The organism is Pseudomonas sp. m6p, from assembly GCF_055760375.1.
Genome location: NZ_CM147084.1, coordinates 3,622,501 through 3,638,409, shown reverse-complemented (window position 1 = coordinate 3,638,409; position 15,909 = coordinate 3,622,501). Strand labels below are relative to the sequence as shown.

At 60.8% G+C, this 15,909-nt stretch carries 18 protein-coding genes; 6 read left to right on the top strand and 12 right to left on the bottom strand.

What is annotated here, in order from left to right; translation table 11 throughout:
- Positions 1–24: 24 nt before the first annotated feature.
- The 4 genes from ACYZUM_RS16460 to soxR all read right to left on the bottom strand — a co-directional run bounded on the left by ACYZUM_RS16460 (position 25) and on the right by soxR (position 3,125).
- Positions 25–975, bottom strand: a complete 951-nt coding sequence (locus ACYZUM_RS16460) for a LysR substrate-binding domain-containing protein (protein ID WP_108183362.1) — start codon at positions 973–975, stop codon at positions 25–27.
- Between the two features lie 23 nt (positions 976–998).
- Positions 999–1,874 (bottom strand): alpha/beta fold hydrolase, encoded by an 876-nt coding sequence (locus ACYZUM_RS16455; RefSeq protein ID WP_108183361.1) that lies wholly within the window; start codon positions 1,872–1,874, stop codon positions 999–1,001.
- A 239-nt stretch (positions 1,875–2,113) separates the two neighbouring features.
- Positions 2,114–2,572: a VOC family protein gene (locus ACYZUM_RS16450; RefSeq protein ID WP_108183360.1), complete on the bottom strand. Its 459-nt coding sequence runs from the start codon at positions 2,570–2,572 to the stop codon at positions 2,114–2,116.
- A gap of 103 nt (positions 2,573–2,675) precedes the next feature.
- Positions 2,676–3,125, bottom strand: coding sequence for a redox-sensitive transcriptional activator SoxR (gene soxR / locus ACYZUM_RS16445; protein WP_047295338.1), 450 nt, complete (start codon positions 3,123–3,125; stop codon positions 2,676–2,678).
- Positions 3,126–3,219: 94 nt separating this feature from the next.
- On the opposite strand from soxR, the gene ACYZUM_RS16440 reads away from it, so the two are divergent.
- Positions 3,220–3,585 (top strand): antibiotic biosynthesis monooxygenase, encoded by a 366-nt coding sequence (locus tag ACYZUM_RS16440; protein WP_041069765.1) that lies wholly within the window; start codon positions 3,220–3,222, stop codon positions 3,583–3,585.
- Here the strand turns inward: ACYZUM_RS16440 and ACYZUM_RS16435 are convergent.
- From ACYZUM_RS16435 to msuE, 4 genes are all read right to left on the bottom strand, one after another.
- Positions 3,582–4,685 carry a sigma-54 interaction domain-containing protein gene (locus tag ACYZUM_RS16435; RefSeq protein ID WP_108183359.1) on the bottom strand — a complete coding sequence of 368 codons (1,104 nt, stop codon included), beginning with the start codon at positions 4,683–4,685 and terminating at the stop codon, positions 3,582–3,584. The genes ACYZUM_RS16440 and ACYZUM_RS16435 overlap by 4 nt on opposite strands.
- A gap of 25 nt (positions 4,686–4,710) precedes the next feature.
- Positions 4,711–5,898, bottom strand: a complete 1,188-nt coding sequence (locus ACYZUM_RS16430; RefSeq protein WP_108183358.1) for an acyl-CoA dehydrogenase family protein — start codon at positions 5,896–5,898, stop codon at positions 4,711–4,713.
- 127 nt (positions 5,899–6,025) lie between these two features.
- The gene (gene ssuD / locus ACYZUM_RS16425; RefSeq protein ID WP_473060851.1) at positions 6,026–7,165 is read right to left on the bottom strand and encodes an FMNH2-dependent alkanesulfonate monooxygenase; all 1,140 of its coding nucleotides are present in this window, start codon (positions 7,163–7,165) and stop codon (positions 6,026–6,028) included.
- Between the two features lie 10 nt (positions 7,166–7,175).
- Positions 7,176–7,739, bottom strand: a complete 564-nt coding sequence (gene msuE, locus ACYZUM_RS16420; protein WP_047599911.1) for an FMN reductase — start codon at positions 7,737–7,739, stop codon at positions 7,176–7,178.
- A gap of 391 nt (positions 7,740–8,130) precedes the next feature.
- Here msuE and ACYZUM_RS16415 point away from each other — a divergent pair, with 391 nt between their 5' ends.
- From ACYZUM_RS16415 to ACYZUM_RS16400, 4 genes are all read left to right on the top strand, one after another.
- Positions 8,131–8,388 carry a hypothetical protein gene (locus tag ACYZUM_RS16415; protein ID WP_041069780.1) on the top strand — a complete coding sequence of 86 codons (258 nt, stop codon included), beginning with the start codon at positions 8,131–8,133 and terminating at the stop codon, positions 8,386–8,388.
- A gap of 102 nt (positions 8,389–8,490) precedes the next feature.
- Positions 8,491–9,105, top strand: coding sequence for a LysE family translocator (locus ACYZUM_RS16410; protein WP_108183357.1), 615 nt, complete (start codon positions 8,491–8,493; stop codon positions 9,103–9,105).
- 205 nt (positions 9,106–9,310) lie between these two features.
- Positions 9,311–10,477, top strand: coding sequence for an aminotransferase class V-fold PLP-dependent enzyme (locus ACYZUM_RS16405; RefSeq protein ID WP_108183356.1), 1,167 nt, complete (start codon positions 9,311–9,313; stop codon positions 10,475–10,477).
- Positions 10,478–10,533: 56 nt separating this feature from the next.
- A complete protein-coding gene (locus tag ACYZUM_RS16400; RefSeq protein ID WP_108183355.1) occupies positions 10,534–12,342 on the top strand; it encodes an aminopeptidase P family protein in 1,809 nt (602 codons plus the stop codon).
- Between the two features lie 44 nt (positions 12,343–12,386).
- Here the strand turns inward: ACYZUM_RS16400 and ACYZUM_RS16395 are convergent, their stop codons facing one another.
- Complete coding sequence (locus tag ACYZUM_RS16395) at positions 12,387–12,983, bottom strand: 2-hydroxychromene-2-carboxylate isomerase (protein ID WP_108183354.1); 597 nt, start codon at positions 12,981–12,983, stop codon at positions 12,387–12,389.
- Positions 12,984–13,023: 40 nt separating this feature from the next.
- Positions 13,024–13,755 (bottom strand): SDR family oxidoreductase, encoded by a 732-nt coding sequence (locus ACYZUM_RS16390; protein ID WP_086794364.1) that lies wholly within the window; start codon positions 13,753–13,755, stop codon positions 13,024–13,026.
- A 91-nt stretch (positions 13,756–13,846) separates the two neighbouring features.
- On the opposite strand from ACYZUM_RS16390, the gene ACYZUM_RS16385 reads away from it, so the two are divergent.
- Positions 13,847–14,425, top strand: coding sequence for a TetR/AcrR family transcriptional regulator (locus ACYZUM_RS16385; protein ID WP_086794366.1), 579 nt, complete (start codon positions 13,847–13,849; stop codon positions 14,423–14,425).
- Position 14,426: 1 nt separating this feature from the next.
- On the opposite strand, the gene ACYZUM_RS16380 is transcribed toward ACYZUM_RS16385, so the two are convergent.
- Together ACYZUM_RS16380 and rhtA are read right to left on the bottom strand one after the other, a co-directional pair.
- The gene (locus ACYZUM_RS16380) at positions 14,427–14,708 is read right to left on the bottom strand and encodes a hypothetical protein (protein ID WP_041069802.1); all 282 of its coding nucleotides are present in this window, start codon (positions 14,706–14,708) and stop codon (positions 14,427–14,429) included.
- A 168-nt stretch (positions 14,709–14,876) separates the two neighbouring features.
- On the bottom strand, positions 14,877–15,764 hold the full coding sequence (rhtA, locus tag ACYZUM_RS16375; protein ID WP_108183353.1) for a threonine/homoserine exporter RhtA: 888 nt from the start codon (positions 15,762–15,764) through the stop codon (positions 14,877–14,879).
- Positions 15,765–15,909: the final 145 nt, after the last annotated feature.

Genomic DNA, 15,909 nt, shown 5'->3' with positions numbered 1-15,909 from the left:
CCCTTTGACCCTGTGGGAGCTGGGCTAGAGAGAAAGATCCTTGAAATGCCCCTGCAAGAACTCCACACACGCCCGCAGCTTTCCGGAGTTGGCCAGCCGCGTCGGGTACACCGCCCAGACGTTGGCGCTCTGGCTGTAATCGGCCAGCACCGGCAGCAGTCGGCCCTGTTCCAGCAACGGTTTCACATCCCACAATGAACGCAGCAACACCCCGCGTCCGTCGAGCGCCCATTGCAGGACGATCTCGCCGTTGTTGGAAGACAGCGGCCCACTGACCCGCACGCTTTCCTGCGTGCCGTCACGATCCAGATGCCAGACGCCGAAGGCGTTGTCGCGCTCCTTGATTACCAGGCAGTCATGCTGTTGCAGATCCTCCAGCGTTTGCGGTGTGCCACGGCGTTGCAGGTATTCGGGCGCTGCGCACAACACCCGGCGATTACTCACCAGTTGCCGGCCGATGTGCTGGCCGGGCAGGTCGTCGCCGACGCGGATTTCCAGGTCGAAGCCCTCGTTGACGATGTCCACTGCACGGTCGAACAAGTCCAGGCGAATCTGCAGCTGCGGGTGCCGCTCGGCCAGCCGTGAAACCGCAGGCGCCACATGATTACGGCCAAAACCGAAACTGCTGCAGATGTGCAAGCGCCCGCGTGGGCTGTCGTGGGCGTCGGCGAGGTCGTCGCGCAGTTGCTGGAAATCATCGAGGATGCGCAAGGCCCAGCGCTGCACCCGCTCGCCGTCTTCGGTCAGCGACACGCGGCGACTGGTGCGGTGCAGCAGTCGGGTGCCGAGGGTCGATTCGAGAATCTGGATGCGTTTGCTCACGTAGGCCGGGGACAGGCCCAGTTCATCGGCGGCAGCGGCGAAACCGTTCTTGCGGATCACGGTCAGCAGCACCCGCAGGTCTTCGGGCAGGGGCACGGGGTCTTGGTTCTGGGACATGTGGGGGCGGGCACTGGCGGCACAAGCCGCCAGCATAGCATCGGTGGGGAACGCTCGATTCAGCGCAGGAAATCCAGGGCTTCGGCGAGCAACAGTTCGGGTACTTCCTCGGCCAGATAATGCCCGGCGGGCAGCGCTTTGCCACTGACGTTGGTTGCCACGTGCTGCCATTCCTTGAGCGGGTCGAAGCAACGCCCGACCGTGCCTTGCGCGCCCCACAGCACCCGCAGCGGCAAGTCAAGATGATGGCCGGCGGCGATGTCGGCCCGGTCATGTTCCAGGTCGATGCTGGCGCTGGCGCGGTAGTCCTCGCAGATGCCCCGGGCGCTGCCGGGACGTTGCAGGCACCGCAGGTATTCGCCGAACGCTGGCTCGGTGAACGGCGTGAGTCCGGCGCTGCGGCTGCCCATGACGCTGCGCAGATAGCATTCGGGATCGGCTTCGATCAGGGTTTCCGGCAACGGCGCCGGGCGGATCAGGAAGAACCAGTGCCAATAGGCGCGGGCGAACGCTTCGTTGGTCTGCGTGTACATTGCCAGGGTCGGGGCGATGTCCAGCAGCATCATCCGTTGCACCGCAGCGCGGTGGTCGAGGGCCAGGCGATGGCCGACCCGCGCGCCACGGTCGTGGGCCAGAATCGAAAACTGTTCGAAGCCCAGCGCCTGCATCAACTCGAGATTGTCTCTGGCCATTTCGCGTTTTGAATAGTTGCGGTGCAGTTCATCGGCAGCCGGTCGGGCGCTGTCGCCATAGCCGCGCAGGTCGGCGGCGACCACGGTGAAATGCTCCGCCAACTGCTCGGCAATCTTGTGCCAGATCACGTGGGTCTGCGGGTGTCCGTGCAACAGCAACAGCCCCGGGCCGCTGCCACCGAGGCGATAGGCGATGTCGACGCCGTTGACGTGGCGCTGGTCTTTGACGAATCCGGCAAACATCGGGCTGATCCTTGTTCAGGTGCGGGTGGGATGCATCCTGAAAGTGTTCGGCATTCGGGGCAAGGGTTGAAGCGTGGTGTACAGGTTCATGAAGTGTGATGTGTGTCGGCAGTGCCGGCCCCTTCGCGGGCAAGCCCGCTCCCACAATGTTTTTCTGTGTGACACCAATCGTGTAAACACCAAAGATCCCTGTGGGAGCGGGCTTGCCCGCGAAGAGGCCAGCCCAAACCCTGAAAATCTCAACCCTGACTGAACATCTCCATCGCCCGCTGCTTGATCTGCTCTTCCGTCAGGTCCTCCTTGCGCGTGGCGAGAAACCACACGTGTCCATAGGGATCCTTCAGCGTTCCGCTGCGGTCACCATAAAACTGATCCTTGACCTCGGACACCGCTTTCGCCCCGGCCTCCAGTGCCCGTTGAAAGGACTTGTCGACATCGGTGACATACAGATGCAAACCGACCGACACGGCATTGTCCGGATCGCTCAACGGCCCTTGATCGCACGGTGTGCCGAGCATGATCGCGCTGTCGCCAATGCGCAGCTCGGCGTGGCCGACGCGCCCGTCGGGCATGTCCAGGCGCATGACCTGCGTGGCGCCGAAGGCTTTCTTGTAGAACTCGATGGCTTCGGCGGCCTTGAGGATGCCGAGGTACGGGGTAATGCTGTGATACCCCTCGGGAATGGGTTTGACGCTCATGACGTTCTCCCTGTTTTTGTTTTGCGAGGTAGGGCTCCACTGGATTTGTGGAAGATTCACTATAGAACTGTCTGCGCGGCCAGAAATTTTCCCCGACGAGCCGTCAGCCGAGAAAGTGCGCCCCCGGCCCTTTCTCACCGAGCACATCGCCCTGGTTGCGCAACGGGCAAGCTTCCATCGACAGACAGCCGCAGCCGATGCAACCGGTAAGCCGGTCGCGCAATAAGGTCAGCTGATTAATCCGTTCATCCAGCTCGCGGCGCCATTGCTCGGAGAGGATTTTCCAGTCCGCTGCGGTTGGTGCGCGGTCGTCGGGGAGTCTCTTCAGCGCCTCGCCAATCTCCGCCAGCGGAATACCCAGGCGTTGCGCGACCTTGATCAACGCCACTCGGCGCAAGACCGCCCGTGGATAACGACGCTGATTGCCGGCATTGCGCTGACTCTTGATCAGGCCTTTGGCTTCATAAAAGTGCAGGGCAGTGACCGCGACACCGCTGCGCGCGGCGACTTCGCCGACGGTGAGCTGTTTGTGCAGGTTTTCCGGAGTGATCATTTTGCAAAGGGCTCTTGACCTTGACTTAACTAGAGGTTTTACCCTGCAGGTCTTCGAGTCGCAAGACTCGGCTTACGATGAGTGGGGACTTCTCATGCAAACCTCAGCGAAAAATCGCAGCTTTACCCAATTGATCGAATTCGAGATCGAGCCGCGTCAGCAGCCGGCATTGGTTTGTGCGCTGTCGCAGCAGAGCGAACATCTGGCGCAGCGCTACGCAGGCTTTGTCAGCGCCAGCGTCCAGGTCAGCGACGACGGTCGGCGGGTGCTGAGCTTGCTGCAATGGCAAAGCCGCGAAGCCGGGGAGGCGGCGTTCTGTCGCTATGAAAGCGGCGAGCAGGATTTCTGGCAGCTGATCCGCGCCCATCAGGCGAAAACCGTGACCTTCAATTCATTTCAGGTGTTGAGCAGCATCGCCCGCAGTCATGACGATGCGCTGCACTGCAATCTGGTCGGCTAGATCGACAACTGGATCAGGCGTTCACCGTGCAGATTCTCCGTGAGCCGCCGCTTGTTCACCGCCAGTTCGCCGATCTTGATCAGCCGTGTGCGCGTGACGTTGCGGCTCAGACCAAGCAGCGCGGCGGTGTGCACCTGGTTGTAATGACAGAAACGATAGGCGGCGCGCAGCAAGGCGTCTTCGACCTTTTCGTGGAGGGCGCCGGCCTGTTGCTCGAAGAGCTTCTGGAAGGCTCGCTCCAGCAACGCTTCCGGTGAATCGTCGGCGCTCGACTGCTGATCGTCCGCGCGCTCGATGCGCAGGTTGGACAGGCGCAGATCGTCGCGCTCGATCACGCCATTGCGGCAGATCAATAGGGTGTGATGGATGACGTTTTCCAGTTCGCGGATGTTCCCTGGCCAACTGTAGCTGCGCAGTTTCTGTTCGGCACCGGGTCTGATGTTGACCCGTCCGTAACCCAGGCGCTGGCTGTAGGCCTCGATGAAATGCCGGGTCAGCGGCAGGATGTCGCCGGGCCGTTCGCGCAGCGGACTGAGTTCCAGATTGACCACGTTCAAACGGTAGAACAGGTCTTCGCGGAAGTTGCCGGCATTGATCGCTTTCTCCAGTTGCACGTTGGTCGCGGCCAGCACCCGCACATCGATCGGAATGCTTTTGCGCGAGCCGAGGCGCACCACTTCGCGTTCTTGCAACACGCGCAGCAACTTGACCTGAATCGCCATTGGCAAATCGCCGATTTCGTCGAGGAACAAGGTGCCGCCATCCGCCTCTTCGAACCAGCCGGCCTTGGCGCTGAGCGCGCCGGTGAACGCGCCTTTTTCATGGCCGAACAGCTCGGCTTCCACCAGTGATTCGGAGAAGGCGCCGCAGTTGACTGCGACAAACGGCCGATGCCGGCGGTGGCTCAGATTGTGAATATGACGCGCCACCAGTTCCTTGCCGGTGCCGGTCTCGCCGATGATCAGGACGCTGGCTTCGCTCGGCGCGATTTGGTTCAGATGCGCCAGCAAGGCCTGGGATTTCGGGTCTTCAAAGACCTGCGCGGTGGCACGGATCGACGTCGCCAGACCGGGTGAGGGCGGAAGGGTCAGCAGTTGCATGGGACTCGCTCCATTAAAGGCAAGATCAGGAATAGAACGTCGGCACTGGCAGCGCCTGGTTCAGCGCCCAGTCGCCCAGCTCGTGGAGTTTGTAATCGAGCGGGTCGTGCAGAGTCTGCGTGCGCAGGTTGCGCCAATGCCGATCGAGACGCAGCGAGGCGTGGGTTGAACGCGCGCCGGTGACTTCGAACAAACGGCTGCAGATCTCCAGCCCCTGACGACTGGCGGCGACCTTGGCGGTGGCAATCGCCGTGGCCAGATGTCCACGTTCTTCTGCGGTCAGGTTCGGGCCTTTGGCCCAGGCCTCGTCGAGCAGCGCGGCCGCCCGCTCGACCAGCAGACGAATGCCTTCCAGTGCGACCCAGAACTCGCCGTAATGCGCGAGCACGTAAGGATCTTCACGCACGTCGCGAGCGGCGGATTTGTGCCAGAGCCGGGTTTCGCTCAGGGTGTATTGCCGGGCTTCTGCAAAGGCACCTTCGGCGATCCCGAGAAACATGTGGGTGAAGGTCAGTTGCGCGATCAGCGGACGCAGGCAGGCGAACGGCGTGCTCAACGGGCCGGGATCAAGCAGCAGCTCGGATTCTTCGACCCGCACCCGTTCGAACGTGGTACTGCCGCTGTCGGTCTGGCGCTGGCCGATGTTGTTCCAGTCGTCGTGCAGAGTGATGCCGCTGCGACCGCTGGGGATCGCCGCGATCAGCAACTTACCGCCGGCACTTTCGTCGACGGCGGAAGCGATCAACATCTGCGAATCGCTGGCGCCGGAGCAGAAGCTTTTCTTCCCGGAAAACTCGCGCCAACCGCCGAAGTCCTTGACCACAGTGCGGGTGTCGAGCGGGTTGAGGGCGTTACCCCAGAACCAGTTCTGCCGCGCGGTCTGTTCGAACCACGGCTGCCATTGTTCGGGCCGCGAGAACAGGCGCACGGTGGCGAGCATCAGGTGATGAAAACCGAAAACGTGGGCGATGGAACTGTCGACCTTGGCGAACTCGCGCACGACTTGCAGGGTTTCGCTCCATGTCGCGCCGAGGCCGCCGTAACGGGTGGGAATGCTCAGCGCCAGCAGGCCGCTGTCGCGCAGGGCATCGCGTTCGGCCTTCGGCGTGCCGCCGCGCTCGTCACGTTCGACGGCGGTCAGGGCAAATTCGGCTGCAAGTTGACGGGCGGTCTGCAGCGGGGAGAGCAGGGTGCTTTGTGGTTTGGCGGTCACACCAAATCTCCTATGTTTTACAACTGTCCTGTAGGAGCTGCCGAAGGCTGCGATCTGTTGATCTTGCTTGTAAAAAACAAAGTCAAAAGATCGCAGCCTGCGGCAGCTCCTACAGAGTTGTGTTGGGTCAGGACTTGGTGGGCAACACATCGTTGGCAATCATTTCGCCAAACGGCCCGGTCAGGTTGGTCACGCCGCGTCCGGCCAGGCTCGCGTAAGGTTCCGGCAGCAGCGGGAACACCCGTTCGGCAAAGCGGTAAGCCTCTTCCAGATGCGGATAACCGGAGAAGATGAAGCTCTCGATACCGAGGTCGGCGTACTCCTTGATCCGCGCGGCCACTTGCTGCGGATCGCCCACCAGCGCGGTACCGGCACCGCCGCGTACCAGACCGACACCGGCCCACAGGTTGGGGGCGATTTCCAGGTTGTCGCGACGCCCGTCGTGCAACGCTGCCATGCGTCGCTGGCCTTCGGAGTCGAAGCGCGAGAAGGATTTCTGCGCGGCCTCGATGGTCTCGTCGCTGATGTGCTCGATCAGTTTGTCTGCGGCTTTCCACGCTTCTTCGGCGGTCTCGCGAACGATGACGTGCAGGCGAATACCGAACTTCACCTTGCGCCCATGACGAGCGGCGCGTTCTCGCACATCGGCAAGTTTTTCGGCGACGGCGGCGGGCGGTTCGCCCCAGGTCAGGTACACGTCGACTTGATCGGCAGCGAGATCATGCGCGGCGTCGGACGAGCCGCCGAAATACAGCGGCGGATAGGGTTTCTGCACGGGCGGATAGAGGGCCTTGGCGTTCTGTACTTTCAGGTGTTTGCCTTCGAAATCCACCGATTCGCCTTGCAACACCCGGCGCCAGATCTTGAGGAATTCGTCGGTGACTTCGTAGCGTTCGCTGTGGCTGAGGAAGCTGCCGTCGCCACGGTTTTCGTCAGGGTCGCCGCCGGTCACCACGTTGATCAGCAGGCGGCCGTTGGACAGTCGATCGAGCGTCGCCGCCATGCGCGCCGAAACGGTGGGCGAAATGATCCCCGGGCGGATCGCTACCAGATAACGCAGGCGTTCGGTCAACGGCACCAGCGCCGAAGCGATCACCCACGAGTCTTCGCAGGAGCGCCCGGTGGGAATCAGCACGCCGTGGTAGCCGAGGCTGTCGGCGGCTTGCGCCACTTGTTTCAGATAATTCAGGGTGACCGGGCGTGCGCCTTGGGTGGTGCCCAGGTAATGCCCGTCGCCGTGGGTCGGCAGGAACCAGAAAACATCCATGAACAGCTCCTTAAGCGATTTTCAGCAACGGTTTGATTTGCGTGCCGAACAGCGGCGCGGCGCGTTCGGCGGCCAGGCGGATCCGCGCTTTCAGCGGTTCGCTGGTGATCTGGTAGTCGGCGAAATCGGCCTCGGTGGCGTACACGCCAATGGGCAGGGTCACGGCCTGGAAGAAACTGAACAGCGGCCGCAACTGGTGATCGAGCACCAGCGCATGACGCTCGCTGCCGCCGGTGGCGGCGAGCAGCACCGGGGTGTCGATCAGCGCGTTGAGGTCGATCAGGTCGAACAGGTGCTTGAGCAGTCCCGGGTAGGAACCGCGATACACCGGCGCGGCGACGATCAGCAGATCGGCCTGTTCGATGGCTTGCAGTTCGGCCTCGACCTCGGCGCTAAGCTCCTGACGCGACAGGGCACCACCCAACGGGCGGGCGATGTCACCGAGCTCGATCAGATGACTCTCGACCGGCAAGTGCCCGGCCAGTTCGGCCAACAGCGCTTGGGTCAGCACCAGCGTGCGTGATGGACGCCAGGTGCCGCCGGAGAGGGCGACGACTTTCAGGGGACGCGACATGATCAGTTCCTTTTATCAACAGTTGCTCAGCGAGCAGTGAGTCAGTGCCAAGGCTTGAGCAAGCGCTGTACCAATTCCTTAAAGGCCCGGTTTACTTGGGCCTGAGCGCTCTGGCGTGAGTCGGTTGTGCGGATATCAGGCGGGTTTGTTGATCTGCTGTTGCATGGGCAACAGTTGCTGGAGCAACAGTTGTTCGCCGTGTGCAGGGATTTATAGCGACTGCTGGTTATTCCGCAAAAGAACGATAATCGATATTTATAGATCGTTTGGGGATATGAGAGCGATAAAGCTGAAATCCTGATAGCCACTATTGAGCGCGTTGATTTTTGCCCGGCCGGGCGCGGGCGTAGCCTTTGTCCATCGACTACCACCGCTCGCCAGGACGCTCCCCATGAATCGTTTACTGACTGTTTCGCTGCTGCTCGCTGTCTCCGTACTCGCCGGTTGCGCGACCCATGTTTCCCCCGAACAACGGCCTTACACCGCCGAAGAAACCCGCGAACTGGCGATGGAAGCGCTGAATCGCAGCGGCTTGTCCTTCGACGAATATCACGCGAAGAAAGCCGCACTGCTGGGCGAATCGCAATTCGACAAGAAAGCTGAAATGAGCGCCGGACGTGCGATACAGCTGCACGGTCGTCCAAGTTGATCGAACACTGTACTGCTCGTATTTTCGCCTAACTGTCCGTGGGTTTGCGGGCTGCTGTGCGATAGGGTCAACACCTGAATGACCCCCGACGGATTGCCCTCCATGACCCTTTCGCTTGATCTGCTGTTGGGCTTTGCCCTGTTTGCCCTTGTCACCTCGATTACACCGGGGCCGAACAACACCATGTTGCTGGCGTCGGGGGTGAACTTCGGCTTCAACCGCACCATTCCTCACATGCTCGGCATCACCTGCGGTTTCTTCGTATTGGTGGTCGCGGTGGGCTTTGGCCTGGGCGCGGTATTCCAGACATACCCGATTCTGTACACGGTGCTGCGCTATGTCGGCGCCGCGTATCTGTTGTACCTGGCGTGGAAAATCGCCCACTCGGGGCCGGTGGGCGAGGGCGTCGAAGGCGAGGCCAGGCCGATCAGCTATCTCGGCGCGGCGGCGTTCCAGTGGGTCAATCCCAAGGCCTGGATCATGGCCATCGGAGCCATCAGCACCTACACGCCGATGCAGGGTTATTTCACCAACGTGGTGGTGATTGCCGCCGTGTTTGCCATCATCAACCTGCCCAGTGTCGGCGTCTGGGCGGCGTGTGGCACGCTGTTGCGCAACGTGCTGAAGGAGCCGCGCTGGTTGCGCGTGTTCAACTGGGGCATGGCGGCGCTGTTGGTGATTTCGCTGTACCCGTTACTTCTCGAAAGCTTTCACTGATGCATTGCTTCAACCGCCGGCCCGATGCCTGTTAAGCTCGGCTTCAGGAGCGTTCCTACGCACTTTTAAATGAAGTTGTTTTTCTTTAACGGCATCCGATCAGGTATTGATGACGCTCTCGAACCAACGCGCAGCTCACGAGGCTGCGTTGTGCCGTTTGCAGACACGAGCCTCCTGATCCCGGAACACGCTCTGCGAGTCTTTTATGAATAAACGTCCGCTGTATTTCGATTACGCCGCCACCACCCCGGTGGACGAACGGGTCATCCAGGTGATGATCGACTGTCTGGGTTTTCACGGTAATTTCGGCAACCCGGCGTCCAGTTCCCATGCCTTTGGCCAGCAGGCCCGGCAAACGGTCGAGCAGGCCCGTCGGCAAGTCGCCGAACTGGTGGGCGCTGAGGCCGCGCAGATTGTCTGGACCTCCGGCGCCACCGAATCCAACAACCTCGCCCTCAAGGGCGTGGCGCAGGCGCGCGGCGTTGCCGGTGGCCACATCATTACCAGTCAGATCGAACACAAAGCCATTCTCGACACCGCCCGGCAATTGCAGGACGGCGGCGTTGCGGTGACCTATCTGGTGCCGGACGCCGATGGCCTGATCACCCCGCAAGCGGTCAGTGAAGCCATGCGCGACGACACTTTTCTGGTGTCGCTGATGCTGGTCAACAACGAACTCGGCACCCTCAACGATATCCCGGCCATTGGTGAAGTCGTGCGCGGCCGTGGCGCGTTGTTCCACGTCGATGCCGCGCAGGGTGCGGGCAAAGTGGCGATTGATCTGCAGCAATGGCCGGTGGACTTGATGTCGTTTTCGGCACACAAACTCTACGGCCCCAAAGGCATCGGCGCGTTGTACGTCGGCCCCGGCGCGCAACAGCGCTTGCAGGCGCAGATTCACGGTGGTGGCCATGAGGGCGGATTGCGCTCCGGGACGCTGGCCACTCATCAGATCGCCGGCATGGGCGCGGCATTCGCCTTGGCCGCTGCGGCGTTTGATGCGGAGAAAACATCCATCGTGGCGCTGCGTGAGCGCTTGCTCGAACAATTATCGAGCCTGCCTGGCGTGCGCCTCAACGGCAGCGATAGCCAGCGCATCCCGCATACCCTGAGCCTGACGTTCAGCGAAGGTGAATTCAACAGTGCGGCCTTGAGCCAGTCGATCGCCTTTTCCGCGACCTCGGCCTGTAACTCGGCGAGCAACACGCCCTCTCACGTGCTGCTGGCCCTGGGACACGATGCCCGGCTGGCCGGTCGCACCATTCGCCTGAGCCTCGGCCGTTTCACCACCGCCGACGATATCGATCAGGCGGCAGAACTGATCAAAGGCGCCTGCGCGAGTGCCCCGGCATTCTGGGCGACAGGGCTTTAACCAGCCGGTTTTCACGGCTACGAACAATAACGATGAAGTGATTGGCAGGAGACATGATGAGTACCCAGACTTTGACCGAGGGAACGGTTCCCCAGCGCCTGGCGCACACCCGTGAACTGATGCGCCGCGAAGGCATTCATGCGTTGCTGGTGCCATCGGCGGACCCGCACCTCTCGGAATACCTGCCGGGTTACTGGCAAGGGCGACAATGGCTGTCGGGCTTTCATGGTTCGGTCGGCACTTTGATCGTGACTGCTGATTTCGCCGGAGTCTGGGCCGACAGTCGTTACTGGGAACAGGCGACCAAGGAACTCAAGGGCAGCGGCATCGAACTGGTCAAGCTGCAACCGGGTCAGCCGAGTCCGCTGGACTGGCTCGCCGAGCAGACACCTGAAGGTGGCGTGGTCGCGGTCGACGGTGCGGTGATGGCCGTTGCCTCGGCCCGCACGTTGAGCAGCAAGCTTGAAGCCCGCGGCGCGCGTTTGCGTACTGACATCGACTTGCTGAATGAAGTCTGGGCGGACCGCCCGAGCCTGCCGGACGCGCCGATCTATCAACATCTGCCACCGCAAGCGACGGTCAGCCGTGGCGAAAAACTCGCCAAACTGCGTGAGACCTTGCGGGAACGTGGCGCTGACTGGCACTTCATCGCCACCCTCGACGACATTGCCTGGCTGTTCAACCTGCGCGGTGGCGATGTCTCGTTCAATCCGGTGTTTGTGTCGTTCGCGTTGATCAATCAACAGCAAGCGACCCTGTTTGTGGCCTTGAGCAAAGTCGACGCCGAGTTGCGCGCAGTGCTGGAGCAGGATGGCGTGACTCTGCGCGATTACCGCGAAGTCGCCGACGCCTTGCGCGCTGTACCAGGCGGCGCCAGCCTGTTGGTGGATCCTGCGCGGGTGACCAGCGGTTTGCTGGATAACCTCGACAGCGCGGTGAAACTGGTCGAAGGCCTGAACCCGACCACGCTCGCCAAATCGCAAAAGAGTGAGGCTGATGCGCAGCACATCCGCAAAGCCATGGAGCAGGACGGCGCGGCGTTGTGCGAATTCTTCGCCTGGCTGGAATCGGCCTGGGGTCGTGAACGCATCACCGAACTGACCATCGACGAGAAGCTCACGGCTGCCCGTGAGCGTCGTCCGGATTACGTGTCGCTGAGCTTCAACACGATTGCCGCGTTTAACGCCAATGGCGCGATGCCGCATTATCACGCCACCGAAGAAGAACACGCGGTGATCGAGGGTGACGGCTTGCTGCTGATCGACTCGGGCGGCCAGTACCTGGGCGGCACTACCGACATCACCCGAATGGTGCCAGTGGGGACGCCGACGGTTGAACAGAAGCGTGACTGCACTCGGGTACTCAAAGGCGTGATTGCTCTTTCGCGGGCGCAGTTCCCGAAAGGCATTCTCTCGCCGTTGCTCGACGCCATCGCCCGCGCACCGATCTGGGCGGAAAGCGTGGATTACGGTCACGGCACCGGTCATGGGGTCGGCTATTTCCTCAACGTGCATGAAGGCCCGCAGGTGATCGCCTATCAGGCAGCACCGGCACCGCAAACGGCGATGCAGGCGGGGATGATCACCTCGATCGAACCGGGCACTTATCGTCCGGGCCGTTGGGGCGTGCGCATCGAGAACCTGGCGATGAACCGCGAGGCGGGGAACAGCGAGTTCGGCGAGTTCCTCAAGTTTGAAACCTTGACCCTGTGTCCGATCGACACGCGCTGTCTGGAGCCGTCCTTGCTGACCCAGGAAGAGAAGCAGTGGTTCAACGCCTACCATGCTGAAGTGCGTGAGCGTCTGAGTCCGTTGCTGGAGGGCGCTGCGCTGGAGTGGCTGAACACGCGCACCGTGGCGATCTGAATGGCTGAAACCCGGGCGCTGTCGGCAGTGCCCGGGTGTTGTTTCTAATCTTGACGCAGGGCCTCTTCGACGAAGTCGAGGCGGTCCTGTCCAAAGAACATCTGGTTGCCGATAAACATGCTCGGCGCGCCAAACACCCCGCGTTTAATGGCTGTTTCGGTGTTGTCCTTCAGGGCTGCCTTTACTGTCTCATCGTTGGTCAGGGCCAGAACTTCATTGGGGTCGAAGCCGTGCTCGCTCAATACCGCAGCGACAGTTGCCGGCTCATCAAGCGGGCGTCCCTCCACCCACAATGCCTTGAACAGACAATCGATAAACACCTGAAAGCGTTCCGGTTGGCGCAGTTGGATGCCGGTGACGGCTCGCATCAGCATCAGTGTGTTGATCGGAAAATGCGGATTGAATTTCAGCGGCACGCCGTAACGCTTGGCGTAGCGATCCAGATCCTGAAACATATAGCGGCCCTTTGCCGGAATCATCGCCGGCGATGCGTTGCCGGTCGCCTTGAACACGCCGCCCAGCAGCATCGGGATGTAAATCAGTTGGCTCGCGGTCTCGGCACAGATCTTCGGCAACTGGGTATAGGCCAGGTAAGTGGCAGGGCTGCCGAGATCAAAATAGAACTCCACGGTTTTCGTCATCTTCGCTGCTCTCTATTTATTGTTATGGAGGAGGTGGGGCTTACCAGCGTTCGTTCCACGGGCGCAGATCCAGTTCGAAGGTCCAGGCATCCCGTGGCTGACTGTGCAGATACCAATAGTTTTCGGCGATGTGTTCGGGATTGAGAATACCGTCCTGATCCTTGGTCGCGTACTTCTCCGGGAAACTGTTGCGGATGAAGTCGGTGTCGATGGCGCCATCTACCACCACGTGCGCGACGTGGATGTTCATCGGCCCGAGCTCGCGCGCCATGCTTTGCGCCAGTGCACGGATACCGTGTTTGGCGCCGGCAAACGCGGCAAATCCGGAAGCACCGCGCAGCCCGGCGGTAGCGCCAGTGAACAGAATGGTGCCGCGCTGGCGCGTGACCATGCGCTTGGCCACTTCGCGGGCATTGAGAAAACCCGAGAAACAGGCCATTTCCCAGATCTTGAAATACTTGCGCGCAGTTTCTTCGAGAATGCTGCAAGGCACGTTGGCGCCGATGTTGAAGACAAACGCCTCGATTGGACCCAGGCGGGTTTCGATTTCTTCAATCAACGCAATGACGTCTTCTTCCTTGCGTGCATCGCAGGCAAAACCATGTGCTTCTCCACCCTCGGCCGAAATCGCGTCGACCAGCGGCTGCAATTTGTCGGCACTGCGCCGGGTGACGCAAGCGACAAATCCTTCCCTGGCAAAGCGCTTGGCAATCGCTCCGCCGGTGGCATCGCCGGCACCAACAACTAATACGACCTTCTTGTTGTTATTCATGGGTGAACCCCTTTAGTAAACGATCGTTAAGTGAACGAACGTTATGCTAGGATCCGGACAACGTCAAGGCGCTCGATCAAGAGGAAAGCACATGCGGTATTCCGCCGGTCACAAGCTGGAAACCCGAGAAAAATTGCTGAACAGCAGTGCGCTATCAGCCAAGCGTTCGGGCTTTTCCACAGTCGGTGTCGATGGTTTGATGAAGGCGATCGGCCTGAGTGGCGCGGCGTTTTATAGCCACTTCTCGTCGAAAAACGAGCTGTTCACCGCTATCGTCGAGCGCGAACTGTGTCAGAGCCTGGAGCGGCTGGGGGGGAAGGGAGCGCAGGACCGTGAGCGGCTGGAACGCTGTCTCAAGCAGTACCTGAGCATGGCTCACGTGGAGCAGCCTGAATCGGGCTGTGCCTTGCCGACGCTGGGCGCGGAAATTGCCCGTTCAGATGATCAGGTTCGCGAGCAGGCAGAGTTGTGGATTTGTCGGCTGCAAGCCAGTTGGGCGCAAATCCTGGAAAGCGACAGCCTGGCATGGTCGATTCTGTCGCAATGTGTCGGAGCACTGGTGGTGGCGCGGATGCTGGTGACGCCGGAGATTCAACAGACGGTATTGCAGTCCAGTCATGAGGAAATCGGGCGTCAACTGGCTGCTCGACAAGGCGAGCAGCCAGAGTGATTCACTTGCAGATGACGATCATGCTGCGGCTGGTATAGCCAGCCGGATTGAGACCGAACGGGTAATCGCCTGGCTCTTCCACGGCGTCCCCGGATTTGGCGATGACCTTGTAGCCTTTGGGGGCGCAGGAATTGGCGGCGCTGGTGTAGCACTTGTCCCAAGAGGACGACAGCCCGGAACAGTTGATGTGCAGCCCTTTTTTACCGTGCTTCACCTGGGTCTTAGAGGTCGCTGCGCACCCCGCTACTGCCAATACAGCGATCAGTATCAAAATTCGTTTCATTACCGTCCTTATGGTAGCCACGAGTCTGGCGCTCGGGTCTGCCTGTATTCGCCTGCGCTTTAAGCGGTTTGATATCCCTGTCCGAAAAATCCATGTCTGGCACTGAGTTAAGGGGGCTAAACATGGCCTAAATGAACGCCAATTGCCAGACCTTCGTCAAATCCTGTCTCAATCTGCCGCAACGGCGGGCTTGGCGGTGCTCCCCATGGTCATGGTTGCCCCGACGGAGGCCAGAATAATGCAGAGGATCGCCATCCATTGTGACAGCGTGAGGTACTCCCGCAGAAACAGCAGTCCCGACAATGCGCCGAAGGCCGGTTCGATGCTCATCAAGGTACCGAAGGTGCGGGCAGGCATGCGGGTGAGGGCGACCATCTCAAGGGTATAGGGCAAAGCCGTTGAGAGGATGGCGACGCCAATGGCGATAGGGATCAGCGACGGGGTCAGTAACGCGGTGCCGGCATGCACGATGCCGATCGGCGCGACAAACAGTGCGGCGATCATCACGCCCAGAGCCGCAGTCGTCACGCCGTTGTCTGCACCGGCTTTTTGGCCGAACAGAATATACAACGCCCAGCACACGCCGGCGCCCAGGGCGTAACCGGCGCCGACCAGATCAATTCCCGCGGATGTTGCTCCAGTCGGGATTAACAACAGCAGGCCGACCGCCGCCAAGGCAATCCAGAGAAAATCGATAGCGCGGCGAGAGGCGTAAATGGCGACGGCCAGCGGACCCGTGAACTCAAGCGCGACTGCAATACCAAGCGGTACGGTGCGCAATGACATATAGAAGAGGAAGTTCATCCCGCCCAGCGCCATTCCGTAAACGATCACTGTCCGCAGCGACTGAGCTGTCAGCCTTGCGCGCCATGGGCGCAACAACAACAGCATGATTACGCTGGCGAAGACCAGGCGCAGCGTGGTCGTCCCTTGAGCGCCGACTACCGGGAACATGCTCTTGGCTAAAGAGGCGCCAGACTGGATGGATGCCATGGCTATTAATAAGAGGCCAACCGGGAACAGCGTTGAGGCCAGGGAGCGAGGTTGGTCAGTCATTGCGAGGCATCGTCCGAAGGTAAGAGCAGGGTATTGTTTTAGGTGTTGGGCAATATACTGCGCATTCGGAGGCGTTGCGTCTATATATAGCTGGCTTTTTCGGTGTCTCGACAGAAAAACTGAAATTAACGGTTGACGGCAGATT